This is a genomic window from Pseudarthrobacter sp. O4 (assembly GCF_050157025.1).
Classification (GTDB): domain Bacteria; phylum Actinomycetota; class Actinomycetes; order Actinomycetales; family Micrococcaceae; genus Arthrobacter.
The window spans coordinates 1,342,534-1,366,193 of sequence record NZ_CP189591.1; the positions used below are offsets into that span (position 1 = coordinate 1,342,534).

Here is a 23,660-nt window from a genome sequence, read left to right on the forward strand (position 1 = left end):
TGACGTGCTACCAATGGGTCCATAAATCTCGGCTCCCTGAGCGGGTCCCACGGAATCGGGAAGCTGGGCAGAGGAAATACACGCCTGCGCAGAAGGCTGAGTTCTTCGTCGTGTTCGACCGCGTCAGGAGCACGACGCAGGCCGCACGGGAGTTGGGACTGAATCCCGCAACTTGCGCCGGTTGGGTCCGTAAAGCCGGGCTGAAAAGCCATGGCAAAACGGGGACGGGTCCTCACCCAGGCCGGGATGAGTACTTCCGGCTGCGCAAGACCGGCGTGAGTCGGCGCAAAGCTGCCGCAGCGGTCGGGATACATCTCCGGACCGCCGAAGAGTGGGACCAGGGAATCCGTAAGTCCGGCGGCCGACGCATTTACCCGGATGGCCGAATCGTCGACTACAAACGTGGTGTGACCACCATGACCCCTCCCGCCGGCACGACCGGAACGACCCTGGTCCCCGTACCGGTATCAGCGTTGGAGAAATCTATCGATCCGCGGTTCCTGACCGTGCAGGAACGGGAGCTGATCCGGGACCTGCAGGCCGCCGGCACTTCGATCAGGGCGATCGCCCACGCCCTGGGACGATCGCCTTCAACGATCAGCCGCGAGCTGGCCAGGAATACCGATTCCCGGATGGGCTACCTGCCGCACGGGGCGCATCGGAAGGCCGCTGCCCGGCGGGCCCGGCCCAAGACGGCCAAGCTCGCTGGCGACTCGGACCTGCGCGACTACGTGAAGGACAAGCTGCTCCTACGCTGGTCTCCGGAGCAGATCAGCCACACGCTGGTCGAAGAGTTCCCCGACAACCCGGAGATGCGTGTGAGCCCAGAGACGATCTATCAAGCCCTCTACGTCCAGGCCAGAGGCGGCCTCAAACGCGAGATACAGGCAGCGCTGCGCACCGGCCGGACCCGCCGCAAACCCCACCGCACCGGCGAGCAACGCACCCCCAGGTTCCTGGACCCGATGGTCATGATTTCCGAGCGCCCGCCCGAGATCGAGGACCGCGCCGTGCCCGGCCATTGGGAAGGGGACCTCATTACCGGCGCCTATAACCAGTCAGCGATCGCGACCCTGGTCGAACGGACCACCCGCTACGTGATGCTCGTCCACCTGCCACATGACCACACCGCCGAAACCGTCCGCGACGGCCTCGTCAAGACCATGGCCACCCTGCCCGCGCACCTGCGAGGATCCCTGACCTGGGACCAGGGCGCGGAAATGGCCACCCACAAATCCTTCACCCTTGCCACCGACATGCCCGTCTATTTCTGCGACCCCGCCAGCCCCTGGCAACGCGGCTCCAACGAGAACACCAACGGGCTGCTCCGCCAATACTTCCCCAAAGGCACCGACCTGTCCGTCTATGGGCCTGAAGACCTCGAACACGTCGCCCAGGAACTCAACGGACGCCCACGCAAAACGCTCGGCTGGAATACTCCAGCCGAGCGTTTACGTGATTTACTACTAACCACCTAACCAACAGGTGTTGCAACGATCCCTAGAATCCAAGCAGGATCCGGGCCTTTCGTTTTGGACAGCTTAAGCCGCGAGCCAGCTCCGCAGCGCCCGCAGGCACTCACGGACCGCATCGGCCTCGACATGCTCGTTGTCCTTGTGCGCCAGCAACGCATCTCCCGGTCCGAAGTTCACCGCCGGGATGCCCAGTTCGCTGAAGCGCGCGACGTCGGTCCAGCCGTATTTCGGTTTCGGCTCGGCCCCCACGGCGGCCACAAAGGACGCGGCGGCCGGGTGGTTCAGTCCCGGACGTGCGCCGGCGGCGCTGTCGGTACGGACGACGTCGAACCCTGCCAGTAGCTCCCGCACGTGGTTTTCTGCCTCATCCGGCGTCTTGTCCGGGGCGAAGCGGTAGTTGATTTCGACGACGCAGCGGTCCGGAATGACGTTGCCGGCGGTGCCGCCGTTGATCTTCACCGCATTGAGGCTTTCCCGGTAGTCCAGCCCGTCCACGTTGATGGTGCGCGGGACGTACGCGGCCAGCTTGGCCAGGATCGGTGCCGCGGCGTGGATCGCGTTGCTGCCCATCCAGGCGCGGGCGGAGTGGGCAGCTTCGCCGAGCGTGGTCGCCTCGAAACGGATGGTGCCGTTGCAGCCGCCCTCCACCGTTCCGTCCGTGGGCTCCAGCAGGATCGCGAAATCCCCGCCCAGCAGACCGCCGTGATTGCGGACCAGCCGGCCGAGCCCGCTCTTGACGGCCTCGACTTCCTCGTGGTCGTAGAAGACGAAGGTGACGTCCCTGGCCGGCTCCGCGCCGCCGTCGAACAGGCTGGCGGCCAGCGCCAGCTGCACCGCAACGCCGCCCTTCATGTCGGTGGCGCCCCGGCCGTAGAGGATGCCCTCGCCGGGCGCGCCGGAGGGCCAGTAGGAGGGAACGGTGCCAAGGGATCCTTCCGTGGTGGGCAACGGCACGGTGTCCAGATGTCCGGCCAGGATCACACGTTCGCGGCGGCCGAGGTTGGTGCGGGCGATGATCGAGTCGCCGTCACGGACCAGCTCCAGCAGCGGGACCGAGCGCAGGGCATGCTCCACGGCGTCAGCCAGCTCCGTTTCGTTGCCGGACACGCTGTTGATATCGATCAGTGCGGCGGTCAGCAGCGCAACATCCTGGCGGAGGTCAAGGCGGGCGGCAGCACGGGGACGGGGGTTCTGGGCGGTGGATTCCGGGGCAGTCACGGTTCCACTTTATCCGCTGCCCTCCCCAACTAGATCGCAGTTGTTGTCGTTTGGCGCCCTCCAAACGACAACAACTGCCGGTCACTTGGGCGTCTTGAGTTTCAGCCACTGCGGACGCCTTCTATAGACTTGGTGCATGACTGAGACCGCTTCTTCTGCTGTGCCCGCCGACTCCCGCTCCGACGCCCGTTCCGACGCCCGTTCCGCCTACGGATTCGGAGTTGCCACCGTTTCCACCCGCAACGGTGCGGCCACCGTACTTGACGTGTGGTTCCCGGCGCCGGCCCTCGGCATTGCGGCGGAGAATCTCCGCGACGTCGCCCACGCGGACCAGAGCCTCAGCGACATTGCGGCCAACGGCAGTGACGCGGACCGCGGCACGGAGCAGAAGGTCGTCTTCGTCCAGATCCACCTCGACGAGGCACCGGCTGATACGGCCGACGCCTATCTGCGCCTCCACCTGCTCTCCCACCGGCTCGTCCAGCCGAACAGCATCAACCTCGACGGCATCTTCGGCAAGCTCCCCAACGTGGTGTGGACCAACTTCGGCCCGGCCGCCGTCGAGGACTTCGAGCTGACCCGCGCGCGGCTGCGCAAGCGCGGCGCCGTGACGGTCTACGGGGTGGACAAGTTCCCGCGGATGGTCGACTACGTCATCCCCTCCGGCGTGCGGATTGCCGACGCCGACAGGGTCCGGCTCGGCGCGCACCTGGCCGAAGGCACCACGGTCATGCATGAGGGCTTCGTTAACTTCAATGCCGGGACGCTCGGCGCCTCCATGGTCGAAGGCCGTATCTCCGCCGGTGTCGTAGCCGGTGACGGGTCCGACGTCGGCGGCGGCGCCTCGATCATGGGCACCCTGTCTGGCGGCGGCAAGGAAAAAATCGCCCTCGGCGAGCGGGTGCTGCTGGGCGCCAACTCCGGCGTGGGCATCAGCATCGGCGACGACTCCGTCGTCGAAGCCGGCCTGTACGTCACGGCCGGCACCCGGGTCCGCGTCGTCGGGCCCAAGGACGCCGACGGTGAGGACACCAGCCGGATCGTCAAGGCCGTCGAGCTTTCCGCCGTCCCCAATCTGCTGTTCCGCCGCAACTCGTCCACCGGCGAGGTTGAGGTCCTGCCCCGCAAAGGACAGACTGTCGAACTCAATGAGGCCCTGCACGCCAACTAGGTGGTGACGGCAAGCCGAACGGCTCACGAATGGACTGGCCTGCGGGCCTGAGGGGAAGTTACGTGGCACGCAGAGGCAGTTGGCGGCGGCGGATAGTGCTGCTGCTGGCCCTTGCGATGGCCGCCGGCGGAGTCTACACGGCGGTGGCGTTCATCGACCGCTCGGAAACGCTGATCACCGAACGCTGCACCGCGGTGGGCGGCGGGGACACCGAACTTGCCACCGACCAGGCAGCCAACGCCGCCCTCATCACCGCGGTTGCCGTCCGGCGGGGGCTGCCCGCCCGGGCCGCCAGCATCGCGCTGGCCACGGCCATGCAGGAATCCAAGCTGCGGAACATCGGCCACGGCGACCAGGCCGGCCCCGACTCCCGTGGGCTGTTCCAGCAGCGGCCGTCGCAGGGCTGGGGCACCGCAGAGCAGGTCATCGACCCGTACCACGCGAGCAACGCTTTCTATGATGCGCTGGTGAAAGTCTCCGGCTACCAGTCGCTGGAGATCACCGATGCCGCACAGAAGGTCCAGCGCTCTGCCTACCCGGCCGCCTACGCCCAGCACGAGGTGATGGCCCGTGCCTTCGCCTCCGTGCTGAGCGGCCAGACCGCCGCCGGCCTGGACTGCACGCTGCGCGCTCCGGACGCGGCCGGAGACCCCGCTGCCGTGCAGGAGCGGCTGTCCGCGGCCTTCGGCAATCTCCCGGTATCCGTGGAGGGCGGCACATTGCTGGTCGAGGCCGGGGGCGCGCAGGCCTGGGCGGTGGCGCAGTGGGCCGTTGCCAACGCGAAAGGGTTGTCCATCGCCGAGGTCCGGGCAGACGGCCGCGGCTGGACCCGGGACGCCCGCAACGGCTGGCGGTCAGCCGATGTTCCGGCCGGACAGGTCAGGATCACGCTCGCCGGGGCTCCGCCGCCCTAGCCAGCCCAGACCCGCTCACACCAGCAGGTCCACCACGGGCTGCACGTAACTGCGGAACAGTTCAGGCTCGGACAGCAGCTCGCGGCTCATGATGATCTTGTCCGGCTCCAGGTACCACGCCCGCGGCTCGGCCAGCGGCAGCTCGATGATGGTCAGGCTGAAATCACGGGCGGCGCGGCCAACCTCCAGCAGCCTGTCCTCCACCATGTCGGCCAGTAACTGCACGCCGCCGCCGACTTCCCGTTCCGCCTCGAGGGCAACGTACTCGCCGCGCCGTTCCCTGGCCCAGGACAATGCCGCGCCGAAGTGCGCCTGCAGCACGCGCCGGAGTGCTGGGGAATTGCTGAAGGCACGGAAGCCGGGCGGCCCCAGTTCGGGCGACATCTCCGGATGCGCTTTGAGGAGCTGCTCCCACCATGCCTCCCACTCTGTCTTGAGTGCACTGAGACCGCCCGCTTCCGCGATGAGGTGGGTGTGGTCCGAAGGCCGGATTTTGGGTGCCACGTGGCAAAGTGCCGGCTGCCCAGCGCTGTTCAGGCCGGCGGCGTCGCGCACGTAAAGCGCAATGAGCATGGGTCCCGAAGTGTCCATGGTGATCCGCCAGCCAGGTCCGCCTGTGTGGTGCATCCGATTGCCTCCCTTGGCAAGACGTACTATTCCAGTGTATTCCTCAAGCTAACGCAGGTTAATGGCGGGCAACTTGCTTGCCAGGCCCGCCAGATGGGCCTCCAGAACGTCCCGGCACATCTGGGCAGTCATCCATTCGGGCTGCAACAGTGCGTGCATGGTAAGCCCGTCCAGCGTGGCGAGCAACCTTTCGGCCTCGATGACCAGCCTCTGCTGCACCGCTTCCGCCTCGCTTGGATTCTGCGGACCGTGCCCGCCAGCGGCGGTGGACAACTCCATCACGAGCCTGCCCACGACCGCGGCCACGGCACGGTGGCTGCGGTCTGCTTCCGGCGCCAGGAACGGCCTCGTCCTGGCTGCATTCTTGAAGGCCATCCAGACACACGCGTCGACGGCCCGCTCCTCGTCCAGCGGCAGGAATTCACCCAGAAGGGTTAATACGCCCTGGTGGTGGTCCGCCGTTCCCGGCATCAGCCCGCCAAGCCGTTCGTCGGCTGCCGTGAGCCGGCCGACGATCCGGTCCACGACGACGCCGAAGGAATGGGCGAGAAGGTCATCGCTGCTGGCGAAGTAGTGCCGGACCGATCCGACTGCGAGGTCCGCCGCGTCGGCAACTTCCCGCAGCGACGCCCGTTCGAGTCCGTCTGATGCAACGATCCGGAAAACCGCTTCGACCACTTCCTGGCGCCGTAATGCGGCGTCGACAAATTTGGGCATTAGTCCTTTTTAGCACCTATGTGCCCGCACGACGGCGGGGCACACCGGCCGCGGCAAGGCCTGCCTGCCTGCCTGCCTGCGCAAGAGGGCTACGGGACGTGGGATAGCCTAAGACACATGAGAATTCTGGTTACTGGCGGCACCGGTTACATCGGTTCGCACACTGTGCTGTCCCTGCAGGAAGCCGGCCACGAGGTGGTGGTGATCGACAACCTGGTGAACTCCAGCGAGGAAGCCCTGCGCCGGGTCGCGGAACTCAGCGGCACCGCCGCGGTCTTCCACCACGTGGACCTGGTGGACGAGGCCGCCGTCGACGCCGTCTTCACCGGGCACCCCATCGACGCCGTCATCCACTTCGCCGGGCTGAAGGCCGTCGGCGAGTCCGTCCGCGAACCCCTGCGCTACTACCACAACAACCTCACCGGCACGCTGAACCTGCTCCGCGTGATGGACCGGCACGAGGTCCGCTCGATCGTCTTCAGCTCCTCCGCCACCGTCTACGGCGAGCACAACCCCAGCCCGTACCTGGAGAAGATGGAGATCGGCGCGAACAACCCCTACGGCCGGACCAAGGAACAGATCGAGGACATCCTCGCGGACCTCGGCGCCGCCGACCCCCGCTGGCACATCGCGCTGCTGCGCTACTTCAACCCGGTCGGCGCGCACCCCTCGGGCCGGATCGGCGAGGACCCGCAGGGCATCCCGAACAACCTCGTCCCGTTCATCGCCCAGGTCGCCGTGGGCCGGCGCGAGAAGCTGATGGTCTTCGGCGGCGACTACGACACCCCGGACGGGACCTGCCAGCGCGACTACATCCACGTCGTCGACCTCGCCGAAGGCCACGTCGCCGCGCTGGGGCACATCGCCGGCCGGGCCGGGGTGTACCGCTGGAACCTCGGCTCCGGCACGGGCTCCTCCGTGCTGGAAGTGCTCCGCGCCTTCGAAAAAGCCGCCGGCAAGACCATCCCGTACGAGATCACCGCCCGCCGCCCCGGGGACCTGCCCGCCTTCTGGGCCGACGCCTCCTCGGCCCTGGCGGACCTCAGCTGGTCCGCCACCCGCACCGTCGACGAAATGTGCGAAGACCACTGGCGCTGGCAAAAAAACAACCCCCAGGGCTACAACGCCTGACCGGTACAACTGAGAAGAACGACGCCGGCCGCGCCCCTCTGCTGAGGTGCGCGGCCGGCGTCGTACTGCTGCTGTCGCTGGGGATTCCCGGGCTACAGCGCGGGGTAGTTGCGTTCCGGTTCCCCCACGTACAGCTGGCGCGGGCGGCCGATCTTGGTGTTGGGATCGCTGATCATTTCGCGCCACTGGGCAATCCAACCCGGCAGGCGGCCGATCGCGAAGAGCACGGTGAACATCTTCTCGGGGAAGCCCATGGCCTTGTAGATCAGGCCCGTGTAGAAGTCCACGTTCGGGTAGAGCTTGCGCTGGATGAAGTAGTCGTCGTTCAGGGCCTTCTCTTCGAGGCGCATGGCAATGTCCAACAGCTCGTCGTTGCCTCCGAGCTTGCTGAGGATCTCGTGGGCCGTGGCCTTGACGATCTTGGCGCGCGGGTCGTAGTTCTTGTAGACGCGGTGCCCGAAGCCCATAAGGCGCACGCCGTCTTCCTTGTTCTTGACCTTCTCCATGTAGTCCTCGGGCTTGGTGCCGTCGGCCTGGATCTGGCGCAGCATCTTGAGCACGGCCTCGTTGGCGCCGCCGTGGGCGGGGCCGAAGAGGGCGTTGATGCCGGCGGACACGGAGGCGAAAAGGTTGGCGTTGGAGGAACCGACCAGCCGGACCGTGGAGGTCGAACAGTTCTGCTCGTGGTCCGCGTGCAGGATGAGGAGGAGATCCAGGGCCTTGGCGATGACCGGGTCCACCTCGTACTGCTCGGCCGGCAGGCCGAAGCTCAGGCGCAGGAAGTTTTCCACAAGATTCATGGAGTTGTCCGGGTACAGCATGGGCTGGCCGATGCTCTTCTTCAGGGCATAGGCGGCGATGACCGGCATTTTGGCCAGCAGGCGGTACGTGGAGACTTCCACCTGCTCGGCGTTGAACGGGTCCAGCGAGTCCTGGTAGAACGTGGAGAGCGCGGACACGGCCGAGGACAGCACCGGCATCGGGTGGGCGTCGCGCGGGAAGCCGCTGAAGAAGCCCTTGAGCTCTTCGTGCAGCAGGGTGTGGTGGCGGATCCGCTGGTCAAAGGCGTCCAGCTCCGTGGGGGTCGGCAGGTTGCCGTAGATCAGCAGGTAGGAAACTTCCAGGAAGCTTGAGTGCTGGGCGAGCTGCTCGATCGGGTAGCCGCGGTAACGCAGGATGCCGGCGTCGCCGTCGATGTAGGTGATGGCCGATGTGGTGGCGGCGGTGTTCATGAACCCGGGGTCAAACGCAACCGCGCCGGTCTGCTTCAGCAGCTTGGAAACGTCGTAGCCTTCGTTTCCTTCTACAACCTTGATGCGCGGGAGTTCGAGCTCTCCGCCGGCATGGCGCAGGGTAGCGCTGGTGGTCTCAGTCATGGAGTCTCCTCATGAGGCGTCGGGGCCTCTGTAGAAAGCTGGTCCAACATCTGGTGAAGCCGCTTACGGAACCTGTACGGAGACGGATTCCAACGGCTGCGCTGCCTTCTTGTGGAAAGCCACCATTGATAGTCAGTTAAAAACTACCTTCAGATTCCGGGCGGCACCAATCCAAGGGCGCCCGGACCTGCCTAAAACGCGCCAGTTGTGGCACGTGTCACAGCATTGTTACGGCCGGTAGCCAGCCGTGCCACTGCGGCGTCGATCCGCTCATCCGTGGCGGTCAGCGCGACCCGGACGAACCCGTTGCCGGCGTCCCCGTAGAAGACTCCGGGCCCGACGACGATTCCCCGGTCCGCTAGCCGGCCCAAAGTGTGCCACGTGTCCTCGCCGGCGGTGGCCCACAGATACAGCCCGGCCCGGGACTCATGAATCGTCAGTCCGAAGCCTTCCAGCGCCGGTATGATCCGTTCGCGGCGCCCGCGGTAGAGGTCCTTCTGTGTCTGGACGTGCGCGTCGTCGCCGAGGGCCACCCGCATGGCCTCCTGCACCGGGTAGGGGACGATCATGCCGGCGTGTTTGCGACTGTTGACGAGGTTCGCCATGATGGCCGGATCTCCGGCGACAAAGGCGGCGCGGTAGCCTGCGACGTTGGACTGCTTGCTCAGTGAGTAAACCGCCAGCAGGCCTTCGTGCGAGCCGTCGGCGACTTCGGGATGGAGGATGCTGGGCACCGGGGTGCCGCCGCGCTGTACGTCCCATTCGCCCCAGCCGAGTTCGGCGTAGCATTCGTCCGAGGCCACCACGGCCCCGAGGTCACGGGCCTGGGCCACGATGCGCTTGAGTGATGCTTTGTCCCGCACACTTCCGGTGGGGTTGGCCGGCGAATTGACCCAGACCAGGCGCACACGTGCCCGGGTTGCGGCGTCGAGCTCGTCGAGGTCGTCCGCGGCCATCTGTTCGGCGCCGGCAAAGGTGGCGCCGATGTCGTAGGTGGGGTACGCGACAGTGGGCCGCACCACGACGTCGCCCGGTTTGAGACCGAGCAGAAACGGCAGCCAGGCGACGAGTTCCTTGGAGCCCACCGTGGGCATGACGTTCTGCGGATCCAGGCCGGGCACGCCGCGGCGGCGGTCAAACCACGCCGCGATGGCGTCGCGGAGGGCCGGGGTGCCGTGGACCGTGGGATAACCGGGGGCGTTGGCCGCGGCCCGGAGCGCGTCCTGCACGACCTCCGGCGTCGGATCCACCGGGGTCCCGATAGAGAGGTTGGCGAGTCCCCCGGGGTGTTCGGCTGCCCTGGCAAGGTACGGCGCCAGAGCCTCCCACGGGTAGTCGGGCAGGCTGAGCCCGAAGCTGCGCAACGCGGATGTCACCGGAGCGTCCGCCCTAGCTTTCTTGGTTCTGCGGCGGCAGGGCGGCAATCATGGGGTGGTCCGTGTGGGTGTTGCCGATCTTCGCGGCACCGCCCGGAGAACCCAGAACGTCAAAGAACTCGACGTTGGCCTTGTAGTAGTCCGCCCATTCCTCCGGCGTGTCGTCCTCGTAGTAGATTGCCTCCACGGGGCAGACCGGCTCACACGCACCGCAGTCCACGCACTCGTCCGGGTGGATGTACAGGGAACGCTCACCTTCGTAGATGCAATCGACGGGGCACTCTTCAATACATGCCTTGTCCTTGACATCTACACACGGCTGCGCGATTACGTACGTCACGTCCCTGGCCTCTCCACGTTGGTTCCGGCGACCGGCCGGAGGTTGCTCCGGCCTGAGCGCCGGACTGCTGACTTCTGAGCCTATTATCTCCCAGCCCGTTCCCGCGAACCTAGCCCGACGTCACACTGGACCGGGTCGTTGCGTGAACTGGTCCTAGTATGAACTGGTGAGTTCGCCAATGCCCGTACCGCAAAAGTTCCTTACGGGTGCCCGGCTGGGCACCCGCGTCGTGGTCCGGTACCGGATCGAGGGCGGCCTGACGGATGCGCTCGGCGAGCTGGTGGGACAGGCCGACGGCGAGTGCACCGTCCGCACCCGGCACGCCGACGTTGTGATTCAGCTGGCGCTGGTGGTGGCCGCGAAGGAAGTCCCGCCCGCCCCGCCGCGCCGCGCCCCGCGGAAGCCCGGCTCTGACCCTGCCCGCTGAGGCCCGACCGGCGGACATGCTCTCCCCTGGCCACACCCGGAGGCCCGACCGGCGGACATGCCCTCCCCTGGCCGCACCCGGAGGCCCGACCGGCGGACATGCCCTCCCCTGGCCGCACCCGGAGGCCCGACCGGCGGACATGCTCTCCCCTGGCCACAGGCGATGGACACTTCACCAATTTGTCCATCCCTGGCCACAAGAGTGGGACATGTCCAGTGGTCCTGGCCGCAAGAGTGGGACATGTCCATGGTGGGACTTGAGAACTGGAAGTGCACGGCGGGTTGGCACAGGGCTGCGGGAGGACATGTCCAGTACTACGCTGCGGCGGAGAGCCTGTTCAGCGTGTCCCGGACCAGGGCGATGAACTCCTGCGGATGATTCTTGAGCAGGGGATAGCTCACGACCAGGGTCGGGATTCCCAGCCTGGTGGTCACGTTCCATCGCCGGCGGTCTTCCTCGAAGCTTTCCTTGTCCATATGGAAGCCTGCACCGTCGGTCTCGATGCCGAGGCGCCCGTCGACCATGAGGTCAAGATGCCCCATGCCCGGGATATTGACCTGCGATTCGACGTGGAATCCAGCGCGCCGCAGCTGGAATCTTGCCAGGCACTCGATGATGGACTGCGACTGCGGGACAATCCCTGCCACGATCCGGCGCTCCCGCGCGTCGTTCCGCCCTCCCAGACGGCGGCGCAACGCCGCGAGAGGGAGCCCCTTGAGCACGACGGCGGATTCGGCGATGACCAGTCCGTCGAGTTCCGGCAGGCACCTCAGGCTCTGCACAACCGAGTCCAACAGGGTCGGCGGTGCGGGCGATCTGTGGCAGACGAAGCCCGGATAGCTACGGCTGTGCGGCAGCGCGACATGCGGCTGCGCCGGTGGCTCCAAGACCCACAGCCCCTGCAACTGGGCCGCGCTGATGCAGCCAGGCTCCGCCGGCAGGGAACGGATAGAGACCAGCCGGGCATCCGCGGCGGGAAGCGCGTACACTCCGCGGGCCACCCGGGAAACGGCACCGCTGGCCATGGCGGCCTTGACCTGGAAATCCGATACCCCCGCGGCAGCGAGGTGTTTGGCGCGGGCCACGCCGTCGTAATTCGAGAGCACCTCAACAATGTTGACCATACGCTATCGTGCGTGTGGAAGAGGCCGCGAAAACAGCGCACTCCCCCGCTATGTGCATAAACGCATGTGTCATTTGCCAAGCCTGCGGGAGCATGTCCAGCGGTCAGCGGAGCATGTCCAGCGGTCACGGGTGGACATGTCCCCTGGTCCCGGGCGAAGGCCGGACATATGGCCATCATGTCCATCCGCGCGGCCGGGGAATGGGCATGTCCCACCGGGGCGGCGGGAAAGCAGGCTCCGGACGCTACCCCTTCGCGGCGCGGTAACGCCGGCACCAGACGAGCACCGCGAGGGTGACCACGGCGGAGCCGAAGATCCAGAGATTCCCGGCTGTGTCGGCGACTACGAGGCGTTTTCCGTTCTCCAGGGTGGACCACCAACCGGTAAGGGCGTAGCAGAGAACCCCGCAGACCGCAGTCGGGACGCCCGAACGGTACGCGGCCCCGAGCCACAGCTGGACGGACCCCAGCAGCACCAGCGCGGCGGCGGCGCCCCAGGGAACGTCGATGCCGAAGATCAGGACGCCGTGCCCGTGCAGGGCGGTACCCGCCAGGGCAACAAAAAGAGCTGCCGGCACGGCGGCGGCAACACCGCCTGCCATGCCGGCAGCTCCCTTATTCACAGATTCTCCGTACCGAGGCCAGGAACGCCGCAGCTAGGACTTGGCGCGGGCCCGGTTGGACTTGGCACGCTGGTTGACGTCCAGGATGAGCTTCCGGATCCGGATGGATTCCGGGGTGACCTCGACGCACTCGTCTTCGCGGGCGAATTCGAGGGACTCTTCGAGGGTCAGGTCGCGCGGGGGCGTCAGGTTCTCGAAGGTGTCGGAGGAAGCGGCACGCATGTTGGTGAGCTTCTTTTCCTTGGTGATGTTCACGTCCATGTCGTCGGCGCGTGAGTTCTCGCCGACGATCTGGCCTTCGTAGACCTCGGAGGTGGGCCGGACGAAGAAGGAGCCACGTTCCTGCAGGTTGATCATGGCGAACGGCGTCACAACACCGGCCCGGTCGGCGATCATCGAACCGTTGGTGCGGTACTCGATCGGGCCGGCCCAGGGCTCGTAGCCCTCGGAAATGGAAGCTGCGATGCCGGCGCCGCGGGTGTCTGTGAGGAACTTGGTGCGGAAACCGATCAGGCCACGGGCCGGAACGATGAACTCCATGCGGCACCAGCCGGTGCCGTGGTTGGCCATGTTGGTCATGCGGCCCTTGCGGGCGGCCATGAGCTGGGTGACCGCGCCGAGGTATTCTTCGGGCACGTCGATGGTCATGTGTTCCATCGGCTCGTGGATCTTGCCGTCGATGGTCCTGGTGACAACCTGCGGCTTGCCGACGGTCAGCTCGAAGCCTTCGCGGCGCATCTGCTCAACCAGGATGGCCAGCGCGAGCTCGCCACGGCCCTGGACTTCCCAGGCATCCGGGCGCTCCGTGGGGAGCACCTTGATGGAGACGTTGCCGATCAGTTCCTTGTCCAGGCGGTCCTTGACCTGGCGGGCCGTGACCTTGGCGCCCTTGACCCGGCCGGCCAGCGGCGAGGTATTGATACCGATGGTCATGGAGATGGCCGGATCGTCAACAGTGATCAGCGGCAGCGGCTGCGGGTTGTCGACGTCGGTCAGGGTCTCACCGATGGTGATTTCATCAATGCCGGCGACGGCGACGATCTCGCCCGGTCCTGCGGAATCGGTCGGAACACGGTCCAGTGCCTTGGTGGCCAGCAGTTCGGTGATCTTGACGTTCTTCAGTTCGCCGTTGGCACGTGCCCAGGCGACGGTCTGGCCCTTGCGCAGGGTGCCGTTGTAGATACGCAGCAGCGCGAGGCGGCCGAGGAACGGGGAGGCGTCCAGGTTGGTGACGTGGGCCTGCAGGACGCCGTCCGGGTTGTAGGTCGGCGCCGGGATGTGCTCGATGATGGCCTGGAAGAGCGGCTCGAGGTCCTCGTTCTCCGGAGCCGAGCCGTCGGCCGGCTGCTCGAGGGACGCGCGGCCAACCTTGGCGGCGGCGTAGACGACGGGAACGTTGAGGATCTTGTCCAGGTCGAGGTCCGGAACTTCGTCCGCGAGGTCCGAAGCCAGGCCGAGGAGCAGGTCCATGGACTCGTGGACAACTTCTTCGATCCGCGCATCGGGACGGTCGGTCTTGTTGACCAGGAGGATCACCGGCAGGTGCGCGGCGAGGGCCTTGCGCAGCACGAAGCGGGTCTGGGGCAGCGGGCCCTCAGAAGCGTCGACGAGGAGGACGACGCCGTCGACCATGGACAGGCCGCGCTCGACCTCGCCACCGAAGTCGGCGTGGCCGGGGGTGTCGATGACATTGATGGTGATGGTCTCGCCCTTGGAGGACGGACCGTTGTAGGCCACGGTGGTGTTCTTGGCCAGAATGGTGATGCCCTTTTCGCGTTCCAGGTCACCGGAGTCCATGACACGGTCTTCGAGGTGGTTGTGCGCGGCAAAAGAGTTGGTCTGCTTGAGCATGGCGTCGACCAGCGTAGTCTTGCCGTGGTCAACGTGGGCCACAATCGCGACGTTGCGCAGATCACTGCGCGATGCAGTGGCTACCGCGGTGTTGGTGGTGGTTTCAGACATGCGTTATTGCTCGATTCAGTGGTGAAGTCAGCTGTTGTATCGCGACATTTCCAACCGGAACGCACGACGTATGAGTCCCTTTGACACAGGGCACCTTCTACAAGTCTAAACGCTAGGTCATTTATTGGCCTAAAATGCCCAGCCCAACCCCCAAACGGCGGGCGCCGGCAGGGGTGGTCGGCGCGAGGGCGTGAGCCGCCGGCTGTGAGCAAAATCACTGGATTTTCGGGCGTCCATGCCCCATGATGGCTGTGATAGCAGCAAGCCAGCCCGGAGATCTTTCATGCGGAACGCCACGGCTCTGTTCCGTTTCCTCGCACCGATGATCGCCGCAGGCGTACTTCTGGGCGGCTGCGGGCAGACACCATCCCAGCCCTACAACCCTGATGTGTGCGCCGCATCGACGCTCACCTCTCCCACCGCGGGACAGGATCCGGCCACCATGCCGCCGTGTTCGGTCTACCGGAATCCCGCCACTGGCCGGGAAGAAGTCGTCGTGAAGGACATCGGACACACCGCCCTGCTGATTGGCGACTCCCAGTCCGCCCCTGCGGTCGGGTGGCCACGGCAGGGGCTCACCGCGCTGGGCTACCACGTCTATTACTGCGGCGCGGGCGGCACCGGGTTCGTGGCGAATAACGGCAAGACCGGCAACTACATCAATGCGCTGGAACGCGGTGACTGGAGACTGCCCTATGGCTCGCCGCCGCTGGTGGTGATCCAGGGCGGCGGGAACGACGCCGGTACCGGAGCCAGTGACGACAAGATCACGGCCAACGCTGAGAAGCTGATCAGCGCGCTTCGGCAGCGCTACCCCGGGGCAACCCTCGCCATGATCGGCACTCTGGCCCTCGGCTCCGACCATGGCGGCGGGCGCCGCACCGAGGTGGACACCCTCTTGGGAACAGTTGCAGCGAAGCAGGGCATACCTTTTGTCAGCGTCGGCGACTGGATGACGAAATACGACCTGTTGAAGTTCGCGACGGACCGCGTGCACCTGGGCACCGAGGGCCACCACAAGCTGGGCGCCATCCTGGGCACGAAGCTCCGGGATCTGGGCCTGCAGGCCAAGAACGTTCAGACCCAGGCCCAGGCCAAGAACGGTTAGACACCGGGTGCCCGTTAGACACTGGGAGCCGGCGCCCGCCCCGCAGGGTAGGCGCCGGCTCCCGGTCCTACGGGCAGCCCGCAGGCTGCCGTTCCGGAACGGGCCGGATCAGGCAACTTCCGGGGGCAGCATGAGGCGCGCACCCGGGATGGCGTTGAGCAGCGCCTTCGTGTAGTCCTGCTGCGGCGAATCGAAGACCTCGTCCGTGGAGCCGGTCTCGACCAGTTTGCCCTGCTCCATCACACACACGTGGTCCGCGATCTGCCGGACCACGGCGAGGTCGTGGGTGATGAACAGATAGGTCAGGCCCAGGCGGGACTGCAGTTCGGCGAGCAGGTTCAGCACCTGCGCCTGCACCAGGACGTCCAGCGCGGAGACTGCCTCGTCACAGATGATCACCTCGGGATCCAGTGCCAGTGCCCGCGCAATGGCCACACGCTGGCGCTGGCCGCCCGAGAGCTCGTTCGGGTACCGCTGCATGGTCGACTGCGGCAGAGCCACCTGGTCCAGCAGCTCGCGGACCTTCTTCTCGCGGCTGGTCTTGTCCCCGATCTTGTGGGTCCGCAGCGGCTCCTCGATGGTCCGGAAGATGTTGTACATCGGGTCCAGGGAGCCGTAGGGGTCCTGGAAGATCGGCTGTACCCGCCGGCGGAAGGCGAAGATTTCCTTGCTGTTCAGCGTGGACGTGTCCACCCCGTCGAACACGATCCTGCCGGCGGTGGGCGTCAGGAGGTTCAGCACCATCTGTGCAACGGTGGACTTGCCGGAACCCGACTCGCCCACGATCGCCGTCGTCGTTCCCCGCCTGACGCTGAAGGAGACGTTGTCCACCGCGGTAAAGTCCGTGGACCGGCCGAATCCGGAGCGCAGCTTGAAGACCTTGCTCAGGTTCTCAATGTGCAGCACCTCTTCTGGCAGGGACGGCGCCACCACGACATCATCAGTGGGTGCGAGGAGATCCTCGCTTTCCACACCGAGTTCCTTGGCGACCTGGATACGCCGTGACGCCAGCGACGGCGCCGAGGAGACCAAGCGCCGGGTGTACGGGTGCTGCGGGTTCTGCAGCAGTTCAAGCGACGGTCCGGATTCGACAACCTGGCCGCGGTACATGACCACCACCTTGTCGGCGCGCTCGGCTGCCAGGCCCAGGTCGTGGGTGATGAGCAGCACGGCGGTTCCGAGTTCGGTGGTCATCGTGTCCAGATGATCGAGGATCTGCCGCTGGACCGTGACGTCCAGGGCGGACGTCGGCTCGTCGGCGATCAGCAGGCGGGGCTGGCAGGACAGCCCGATCGCGATCAGCGCACGCTGGCGCATGCCGCCGGAGAACTCATGCGGGTACTGCTTGGCCCGCCTCGCGGCGTCGGGCAGTCCCGCCTCGGACAGGACCTTTGCGACGTCGTCCGTTCCGCTCGGCAGTCCGTTGGCCTTCAATGTCTCGCGGACCTGGTAGCCGATCTTCCACACGGGGTTCAGGTTGGACATCGGGTCCTGCGGGACCATGCCGATGCTGTTGCCGCGGAGTTCGATCATCCGCTTCTCGCTGGCCTGGGAGATGTCCTCGCCGTCGAACAGGATCTGCCCCGCAGAGACGCGGCCGTTGCCCGGAAGCAGCCCGATGGCGGCCAAGGCCGTCGTCGACTTGCCGGAACCGGACTCGCCCACGATGGCCACCGTCTCGCCGGGCATGATGGTCAGGTGCGCGTTCCGCACGGCCTGGACCTCGCCGTTGCTGGTCGCGAAGCCGATCGCCAGGTCCTTGATTTCAAGCAGCGGGCGCTCAGTAAAGTCGTCCACTTCCAGGATTTCAACAGAGGCGTTCATGGCGTCCCCTTTCATCGCTTGCGCGCTTTGGGATCGAGAGCATCACGCAGGGCGTCGCCCAGCATGATAAAGCTCAGGACGGTGATGGACAGCGCGATAGCCGGGTAGAGCAGCGGCATCGGGTTGGACCGCAGCGAGGCCTGCGCCGCCTGGATGTCGTTGCCCCAGGACATGACGCTGGGCGGGAGCCCGATGCCGAGGAAGGACAGCGTGGATTCTGCCACGATGAACGTGCCCAGGGAGATCGTGGCGACGACGATGATTGGAGCCAGCGAGTTCGGCATGACGTGGCGCATGAGCGCACCGAACTTGGAGACGCCCAGGGACCGGGCCGCAGTGACGAAGTCGGCGTTGCGGACCTCGATCACGGCTCCGCGGGTGATGCGGGCGATCTGCGGCCAGCCGAAGGTGACCAGGATCAGCACCAGCGTCCACGCCGTCCGGTTGGTGCGGAACATCGGAAGCTGCATGAGCACAATGGCGCCCAGGATCAGCGGCAGGGCGAAGAAGATGTCATTGATGCGCGCCAGAATGGCATCCACCCAGCCGCCGTAGTAACCCGCCAGGGCACCCATAATGCCGCCGATCAGGAGCACTCCGATGGTGGTGAACAGGCCCACGGTCACCGAGGAACGCGTGCCGAAGATAACGCGCGCATAGACGTCGCAGCCCTGCTGGGTGAATCCGAGCGGGTGGCCGGCGGCCGGCCCCGCATCCGAGTTCGCCAGCTGGCAGGCCTCGGAGGTGGGATCGATCTGGGAGAACAGTCCCGGGAACAGCGACACCGCCACGACGACGAGGATCAGGAACGCCGAAACCAGGAACAGCGGCTGCTTGCGCAGGTTCCGCCAGGCCTCGCCCCAGAGGCTCAGGGGCGCCTTGTCCTCCTTGACCCGGTCGGTCGCCTGGAGGGGCGTCTCTGAGACGTCTGCAACGAAATGATCTTTGTGGCGCTGCACAGGAGCGGCGGCTCCGTGCTCTGAGGTGTTGTAATCAGGAGTCATAGCGGATCCTCGGGTCAAGCCAGGCGTACAGCAGGTCAACGAACAGGTTGGAGAGGCAGTAGATCAGCACCAACACGGTGACGATCGAGACCACCGTCGGGCCTTCCCCTGACAGGACGGCCCGGTAGAGCCGGTTGCCGACACCCGGCACATTGAAGATGCCTTCGGTGACGATCGCGCCGCCCATCAGGGCGCCGAGGTCCGCCCCGAGGAACGTGATGACGGGGATCAGGGAGTTGCGCAGGATGTGCACGCGGACCACCCGGAAGCGGGACAGGCCCTTGGCCGTGGCCGTGCGCACGTAGTCGGCGCTCATGTTCTCGATCACGCTTGTCCGGGTCAGCCGGAGAACATAGGCGAAGGAGCCCAGGCCCAGGACGATGGCCGGCAGGATCAGGTCCTGAACGGTCGCGGCCGAGCTGACCGTGGGTTTGGCCCAGCCGAGCTGGACGCCGATGGTGAACTGCAGCAGGAAGCCGAGGACGAAGATCGGAATACCGATGACGATCAGCGATGCCACCAGCACGGTCGAGTCGAAGAACTTGCCCTTGCGCAGACCCGCAATGAGGCCAAAGACGATGCCGAAGACAGCCTCGAAAATGAGGGCCATCACGGCCAACCGTGCCGTGACCGGGAAGACTTCGCCAAGCACCGCGGCGATGGGGCGCCCGGAGAAGTCCTGACCGAGGTCAAAGGTGAAGATGCTCTTAAGGTAAAGCAGGTATTGGATCCAGAAGGGCTGGTCCAGGTGGTACTGGGCCCGGAGCTTTGCCGCCACGGCCTCATTGACCGGCTTGTCGCCGAAGAGAGCCACGATGGGGTCGCCGGGGAGACTGAAGACCAGGAAATAGACCAGCAGCGTCGCGCCCAGGAAGACGGGAATCAGTTGGAGGAAACGCTTGAGGATATAAGTCGCCATCAGCGAAGCACACCCCCGTCAGCAGGCATCCTGTCCGGGGATGCGGTGGAGTTGTTCATCAAAGAACCTTTTCACTATTGATGCAGGGCGACGCCGGTACACTCACGGCGGGCGGCCTGCGAAAAGTTCGCCCGAAGACCCGGGCCATTAGAAATGTGTGGAGGCAAAACGACGGCGGAGGCCCCAATTCTGGGCAGCCCCCGCCGTCATTGTGTTGTTACTTGCCGGAGATGTTGTAGTACAGCGGAACGCCGTCCCAGCCGTAGTCAACGTTGGTTACCTTGTCGCTCCAGCCGCCCTGGGCGACCTGGTACCACAGGGGGATGGCAGGAAGGTCCTGAAGCAGGATTTCCTGGGCCTTGTTCATGGCCTTATTGCCGTCGCTGACTGACGAGGCGTTCAGGCCATCGGAGACGGCCTTGTCGAACGTCGGGTTCGCGTAGTCGGCGTCGTTGGAACCGGCACCGGTCTTGTAGATCGGGCCGAGGAAGTTGTACAGCGACGGGTAGTCCGCCTGCCAGCCGGCGCGGATGGCACCGGTCAGGGTCTTGGCGGTTGCGTCGTTGCGGACTTCCTTGAAGGTCGCGTACGGCTTGCCTTCAACCTTGATGCCGAGCGTGTTCTTGAGCTGGTTTACGACAGCCTCAACCCATGCCTTGTGTCCGCCCTTGTCGGCGTTGTAGGCAATGGTGAAGGTCTTCTCGGCATCCCATTTCTGGATACCGTCGGCCTTGGTCCAGGCTTCCTTGGCCTTGGCGGCATCGAACTTCAGGTTCTCCGAACCCGGGATCGAGTCGCTGTAGCCGTCAAGCACGGGGGCCGTGAAATCCTTGGCCGGCTGGCGGGCACCGCTGAAGATCACCTTGGTGATTTCGTCACGGTTGATTGCCATGGAGATTGCCTGGCGGCGGAGCTTGCCGGCCTCACCGCTCCATTCCGGCAGGTATTCCGGGATGGCAATGGTCTGGTTGCCGGCATACGGCTTGTTGATCGTGCGGTCGCCGAGGTCAGACTTGAAGTTCTTCAGTGCGCTGGTCGGGATGGTCTGCAGGATGTCCAGGTTGTTGGACAGCAGATCCTGGTACGCCGCGTCGTCGTTCTGGAAGATCTTGAACGTCACGCCGGCGTTCTTGGCCTTGCGGGGACCGTTGTAGTCCGGGTTCGGGACAAGCTGGATCTGCACATTGTGCTGCCAGCCGCCGTCGGCCATCTTGTACGGACCGTTGCCAACCGGCTTTTCGCCGAATCCCTTCGGGTCCGCGAGTGCACCGGACGGGACCGGAACGAAGGCGGTGTAACCGAGGCGCAGCGGCCAGTCGGACTCCGGCTGCTTCAGCTCGACCGTGAACGTCTGGTCGTCAACGACCTTCAGGCCGGACATGGTGTCAACGGTCGAGCCTTCTGCGCTGGCCTCGTCGTAGCCCTTGATGCTTTCGAAGAAGCCACCGCTGAGCTGCGCGTTCTTGGCTGCCGCGCCGAAGTTCCAGGAGTCAACGAAGGACTTGGCCGTGATGGCCTCGCCGTTCGTGAACTTCTGGTCCTTCTTGATCTTGATGGTGAAGTGCTGGCCATCCTTGCCTTCAATGGACTCAGCGAGTTCGTTGACGGGCTTGCCGCTGGGGTCGTAGCTGACGAGGCCCGCGAAGATCATGTCGATGACCTTGCCGCCGCCGACCTCGTTGGTGTCGGCCGGCATCAGGGGACGCTGGGGCTCGGAACCGTCGGCCAGAATGACTTTGCTGGTGTCGCCACCGGTGCTGCCGCTACCGGTCGCGGTGCCGCCACCGGCACCGCAGCCGGTCAGGGCGAGAGCGGCGATGGCCACCATGCCCAGTGCTTTGGAAGTGCGCGAAAAACGCATTCCGCCTCCTATGAGTTGTGGGAGTTCGTGAGGGAAAAACTTATGCTTCCCCGCAGGCAGGCACAGAGGTATCCCTGTGACGTGGCCTACATATGGAAGTAGCCTAGCCCCAAAACGTCCGAATGGTGGAACCCTGTTGCCAAACCGTGACCCGACAATAGTTTGACAGTTACAGTCAACCGCGATGTATTACAGGTCACACGTTACTGGCTGGTACTATTCGCCGCAATGGCGATCCCGGTTATTCCAGATTAACTCCGGTCAGCTGCATCTGCCGTGCACGCATTCACGGCGTTCCCGCTGCGCGAATCGAATGTCCGCTGTCGTAGCCGCCCCGGCATTCCCATGCCCATGCCCATGCAGGCCATGGCTCTCCGGCCTACTTGATCCGGCCTACTTGACCTGCCAGTCCCAGACGTTCCACCAGATGCCGCGCTCGCCGGGACTGGACTTCACGCCGGTGACGCGGTCGCTGAAGGAGGCCAGCCCTACGGCCTGGAACAACGGCAGGCCGTAGGCCGAGTCCCAAACCCTTTTGTCGACCTGGGCGATCAGGTCGTCCTGCTTGGCCTTGTCGGTGGTGACAATGAGTTCGTCCATCAGCCTGTCGGCCTCCGGATCGGTGAAGAGGTTATAGTTGCTGCCGGCAGTGGACTTGAAGACCTGCGGCACGCCGGTGACGCCGACGCCCGAATTGATCCAGCCGAAGATCGTGGCGTCGTAGCTGCCGTCACCCAGGGCGCTGCCCCAGTCCGCCTGGCCCAGACCGCCGTCGACAATCTTGAATCCGGCTTTGGCGGCTGATTCCCGGATCAGCGAGAAGGCGTCAACCCGGTTGGGGTTGTCCTTGTTGTACATGATCCGAACTTCCGGGGTGGCCCCGGCAAGGAGCTTCCTGGCGCCCTCGATGTCCGCTGTCTGGTACTTGGAGGAGCCGTTGGCCTTGGCCGCATCCCCATACTTGGCCTGGGAGGGGAGGAAGAGCTGCGAATCGAGCGGCATGGCGCCCGGGTCGAGCTTCTTGACGATCTTCTCGACGATGTCCTGCCGCGGAACGGTCATCATGAACGCCTCCCGGACGTTCTTGTCCGCAAACGGCCCGGTGTAGTTGAGATCCAGGTGGTCGTACGCTAGCTCACCGTACCTCTCGGTGGTGACCCCGTCGCTCTCCAAGGCCTTCAGCTGCTCGAGGGTGTCAGCGGACGGCTGCGGCGCGATGATGTCGGCTTCGCGGTTCTTGAGGGCCTGGACCTGGGCTGATGCGGAGCCGATGTAGCGGATGGTGATTTCATCCAGCTTCGCCTCGGGGCCCCAGTTGTAGTCCTTGTTCTTGACCAGGGTCATGGAAGCGTCCTGGACGATGTTCTTGACGATGTAGGGGCCGCTGGAGAGGTACAGTGACGGGTCGTTTGGCAGGGTCTTGGTGTCGAAGCCGGTGTTCCAGAAGTCGGCGACCTTCTTCAGCGCGTCGTTGACGGGCCCGGGTGCCCTGGAATCGCCCCGGGGCGTGCTCTTGAGCAGTTCGATGAGCGCCTTCTCGTCGGCGAGACCGGCCTTCGTGGCCACGACGTGTGCAGGCATGTCGACGTCGAAGGCTATTTCCCATTCAGCGTAGGGCTGGGCGTACTTCAGCGTGATGGACCGGCCGTCCGCGCCGACTTCAGGGAATTCCGTCGTGTTCAGACCGCTGGTGTCCGCGGCAGGGGTGAAATAAGTGGTGCCGGTTGACGCTCCGGCGTCGTCGTAGTGGGCGGAGTTCACGGCCCATGAAAGGAGCAGGTCGCCGGCGTCTATGGCCTCGCCGTCTGACCACTTGACCCCCTCGTTGACCGTGTACCGAACGGTCAATGGGTTGTCGGCGATCTTCTCATACTTGCCGAACTTGTCGTTGTGAATCACTTTGAGCTTGTCATCCACATAGTAGAAACCGGAGTGGGTGATGTAACCGACGTTGCCGTTGACATCAACGTTTCCTTCAGCGGTGAACTGGTTGAACGAGCTGAAGGCATTCACTTCGGCCACAGTGGCCTTGCCACCCGTCTTGCCTGCAGCATTCGTCGGGGTTGAACCGCCGTTGCCGCTTGCGCATGCGCTCAGAGCAAGAACAGCCGCTGCTGCCACGCCCATCGCTTTGGGAATACGGCCCAAGCGCATTGCGCCTCCTTGTTTCTGCGGTGGATGAGACCGAGGCCGTAGGCGCCCGACAGACGTCCACACTCGCCGGCGGCAGTCTGGCGCCCCCACATGGCATGAAGCGTAAACCCGAAAGCGAACCCCGAGTGGGGAAACATAACTCCCTTGTAAAGTTCGTTACCGAGCTGCAACATTTGACCGGCACGCCGGTCCTGATTCTCTACGGAATCCCCAAGAACTCCCGAAAACTTTGACAGCCGCTTCGCCCCGCGGTAAAGGCGGCGGACACGCGAGGAGCCCTGATTCAGAAAATGGTGGCTTCTCGCGTTAA

20 protein-coding genes are annotated in these 23,660 nt (G+C 65.2%); 6 read left to right on the forward strand and 14 right to left on the reverse strand.

Going from position 1 to position 23,660, the window contains the following annotated elements; genetic code table 11:
* Positions 1 to 275 precede the first annotated feature (275 nt).
* Positions 276 to 1,478 (forward strand): IS30 family transposase, encoded by a 1,203-nt coding sequence (locus ACQCSU_RS06060; protein WP_426976513.1) that lies wholly within the window; start codon positions 276 to 278, stop codon positions 1,476 to 1,478.
* A gap of 63 nt (positions 1,479 to 1,541) precedes the next feature.
* Here the strand turns inward: ACQCSU_RS06060 and dapE are convergent, their stop codons facing one another.
* The gene (gene dapE / locus ACQCSU_RS06065) at positions 1,542 to 2,693 is read right to left on the reverse strand and encodes a succinyl-diaminopimelate desuccinylase (RefSeq protein WP_426978837.1); all 1,152 of its coding nucleotides are present in this window, start codon (positions 2,691 to 2,693) and stop codon (positions 1,542 to 1,544) included.
* Between the two features lie 136 nt (positions 2,694 to 2,829).
* Here dapE and dapD point away from each other — a divergent pair, with 136 nt between their 5' ends.
* Together dapD and ACQCSU_RS06075 are read left to right on the forward strand one after the other, a co-directional pair.
* The gene (gene dapD / locus ACQCSU_RS06070; protein WP_426978839.1) at positions 2,830 to 3,864 is read left to right on the forward strand and encodes a 2,3,4,5-tetrahydropyridine-2,6-dicarboxylate N-succinyltransferase; all 1,035 of its coding nucleotides are present in this window, start codon (positions 2,830 to 2,832) and stop codon (positions 3,862 to 3,864) included.
* Positions 3,865 to 3,926: 62 nt separating this feature from the next.
* Positions 3,927 to 4,778 (forward strand): hypothetical protein, encoded by an 852-nt coding sequence (locus ACQCSU_RS06075; protein WP_426978840.1) that lies wholly within the window; start codon positions 3,927 to 3,929, stop codon positions 4,776 to 4,778.
* Between the two features lie 15 nt (positions 4,779 to 4,793).
* Here ACQCSU_RS06075 and ACQCSU_RS06080 read toward each other — a convergent pair whose 3' ends face one another.
* Positions 4,794 to 5,405 (reverse strand): hypothetical protein, encoded by a 612-nt coding sequence (locus ACQCSU_RS06080; RefSeq protein ID WP_426978841.1) that lies wholly within the window; start codon positions 5,403 to 5,405, stop codon positions 4,794 to 4,796.
* A gap of 48 nt (positions 5,406 to 5,453) precedes the next feature.
* Positions 5,454 to 6,122 (reverse strand): TetR/AcrR family transcriptional regulator, encoded by a 669-nt coding sequence (locus tag ACQCSU_RS06085; protein WP_426978843.1) that lies wholly within the window; start codon positions 6,120 to 6,122, stop codon positions 5,454 to 5,456.
* Positions 6,123 to 6,239: 117 nt separating this feature from the next.
* On the opposite strand from ACQCSU_RS06085, the gene galE reads away from it, so the two are divergent.
* Positions 6,240 to 7,253, forward strand: coding sequence for a UDP-glucose 4-epimerase GalE (gene galE / locus ACQCSU_RS06090; RefSeq protein WP_426978844.1), 1,014 nt, complete (start codon positions 6,240 to 6,242; stop codon positions 7,251 to 7,253).
* 92 nt (positions 7,254 to 7,345) lie between these two features.
* Here galE and ACQCSU_RS06095 read toward each other — a convergent pair whose 3' ends face one another.
* From ACQCSU_RS06095 to fdxA, 3 genes are all read right to left on the reverse strand, one after another.
* On the reverse strand, positions 7,346 to 8,629 hold the full coding sequence (locus ACQCSU_RS06095) for a citrate synthase (RefSeq protein WP_426978845.1): 1,284 nt from the start codon (positions 8,627 to 8,629) through the stop codon (positions 7,346 to 7,348).
* Between the two features lie 191 nt (positions 8,630 to 8,820).
* Positions 8,821 to 10,005: a succinyldiaminopimelate transaminase gene (gene dapC, locus ACQCSU_RS06100; protein ID WP_426978847.1), complete on the reverse strand. Its 1,185-nt coding sequence runs from the start codon at positions 10,003 to 10,005 to the stop codon at positions 8,821 to 8,823.
* Between the two features lie 13 nt (positions 10,006 to 10,018).
* A complete protein-coding gene (gene fdxA, locus ACQCSU_RS06105) occupies positions 10,019 to 10,345 on the reverse strand; it encodes a ferredoxin (protein ID WP_354184727.1) in 327 nt (108 codons plus the stop codon).
* Positions 10,346 to 10,511: 166 nt separating this feature from the next.
* Here fdxA and ACQCSU_RS06110 point away from each other — a divergent pair, with 166 nt between their 5' ends.
* Entirely contained in the window at positions 10,512 to 10,772 is a 261-nt protein-coding gene (locus ACQCSU_RS06110) for a hypothetical protein (RefSeq protein WP_426978848.1), read from the forward strand.
* A gap of 314 nt (positions 10,773 to 11,086) precedes the next feature.
* On the opposite strand, the gene ACQCSU_RS06115 is transcribed toward ACQCSU_RS06110, so the two are convergent.
* The 3 genes from ACQCSU_RS06115 to typA all read right to left on the reverse strand — a co-directional run bounded on the left by ACQCSU_RS06115 (position 11,087) and on the right by typA (position 14,480).
* Positions 11,087 to 11,896, reverse strand: coding sequence for a type IV toxin-antitoxin system AbiEi family antitoxin domain-containing protein (locus ACQCSU_RS06115; RefSeq protein ID WP_426978849.1), 810 nt, complete (start codon positions 11,894 to 11,896; stop codon positions 11,087 to 11,089).
* Positions 11,897 to 12,140: 244 nt separating this feature from the next.
* Positions 12,141 to 12,518, reverse strand: a complete 378-nt coding sequence (locus ACQCSU_RS06120; RefSeq protein WP_426978850.1) for a hypothetical protein — start codon at positions 12,516 to 12,518, stop codon at positions 12,141 to 12,143.
* Between the two features lie 33 nt (positions 12,519 to 12,551).
* Positions 12,552 to 14,480: a translational GTPase TypA gene (gene typA / locus ACQCSU_RS06125; protein ID WP_426978851.1), complete on the reverse strand. Its 1,929-nt coding sequence runs from the start codon at positions 14,478 to 14,480 to the stop codon at positions 12,552 to 12,554.
* A gap of 283 nt (positions 14,481 to 14,763) precedes the next feature.
* On the opposite strand from typA, the gene ACQCSU_RS06130 reads away from it, so the two are divergent.
* Positions 14,764 to 15,588 carry an SGNH/GDSL hydrolase family protein gene (locus ACQCSU_RS06130; RefSeq protein ID WP_426978852.1) on the forward strand — a complete coding sequence of 275 codons (825 nt, stop codon included), beginning with the start codon at positions 14,764 to 14,766 and terminating at the stop codon, positions 15,586 to 15,588.
* 108 nt (positions 15,589 to 15,696) lie between these two features.
* Here ACQCSU_RS06130 and ACQCSU_RS06135 read toward each other — a convergent pair whose 3' ends face one another.
* The 5 genes from ACQCSU_RS06135 to ACQCSU_RS06155 all read right to left on the reverse strand — a co-directional run bounded on the left by ACQCSU_RS06135 (position 15,697) and on the right by ACQCSU_RS06155 (position 23,350).
* The gene (locus tag ACQCSU_RS06135) at positions 15,697 to 17,412 is read right to left on the reverse strand and encodes a dipeptide ABC transporter ATP-binding protein (RefSeq protein WP_426978853.1); all 1,716 of its coding nucleotides are present in this window, start codon (positions 17,410 to 17,412) and stop codon (positions 15,697 to 15,699) included.
* A gap of 11 nt (positions 17,413 to 17,423) precedes the next feature.
* Entirely contained in the window at positions 17,424 to 18,416 is a 993-nt protein-coding gene (locus tag ACQCSU_RS06140; protein ID WP_426978854.1) for an ABC transporter permease, read from the reverse strand.
* Positions 18,406 to 19,335 carry an ABC transporter permease gene (locus tag ACQCSU_RS06145; RefSeq protein ID WP_426978855.1) on the reverse strand — a complete coding sequence of 310 codons (930 nt, stop codon included), beginning with the start codon at positions 19,333 to 19,335 and terminating at the stop codon, positions 18,406 to 18,408. The genes ACQCSU_RS06140 and ACQCSU_RS06145 overlap by 11 nt, the downstream gene beginning before the upstream one ends.
* A gap of 217 nt (positions 19,336 to 19,552) precedes the next feature.
* Positions 19,553 to 21,196 (reverse strand): peptide ABC transporter substrate-binding protein, encoded by a 1,644-nt coding sequence (locus ACQCSU_RS06150; protein WP_426978856.1) that lies wholly within the window; start codon positions 21,194 to 21,196, stop codon positions 19,553 to 19,555.
* Between the two features lie 393 nt (positions 21,197 to 21,589).
* Positions 21,590 to 23,350 (reverse strand): ABC transporter family substrate-binding protein, encoded by a 1,761-nt coding sequence (locus ACQCSU_RS06155; RefSeq protein ID WP_426978857.1) that lies wholly within the window; start codon positions 23,348 to 23,350, stop codon positions 21,590 to 21,592.
* Positions 23,351 to 23,660: the final 310 nt, after the last annotated feature.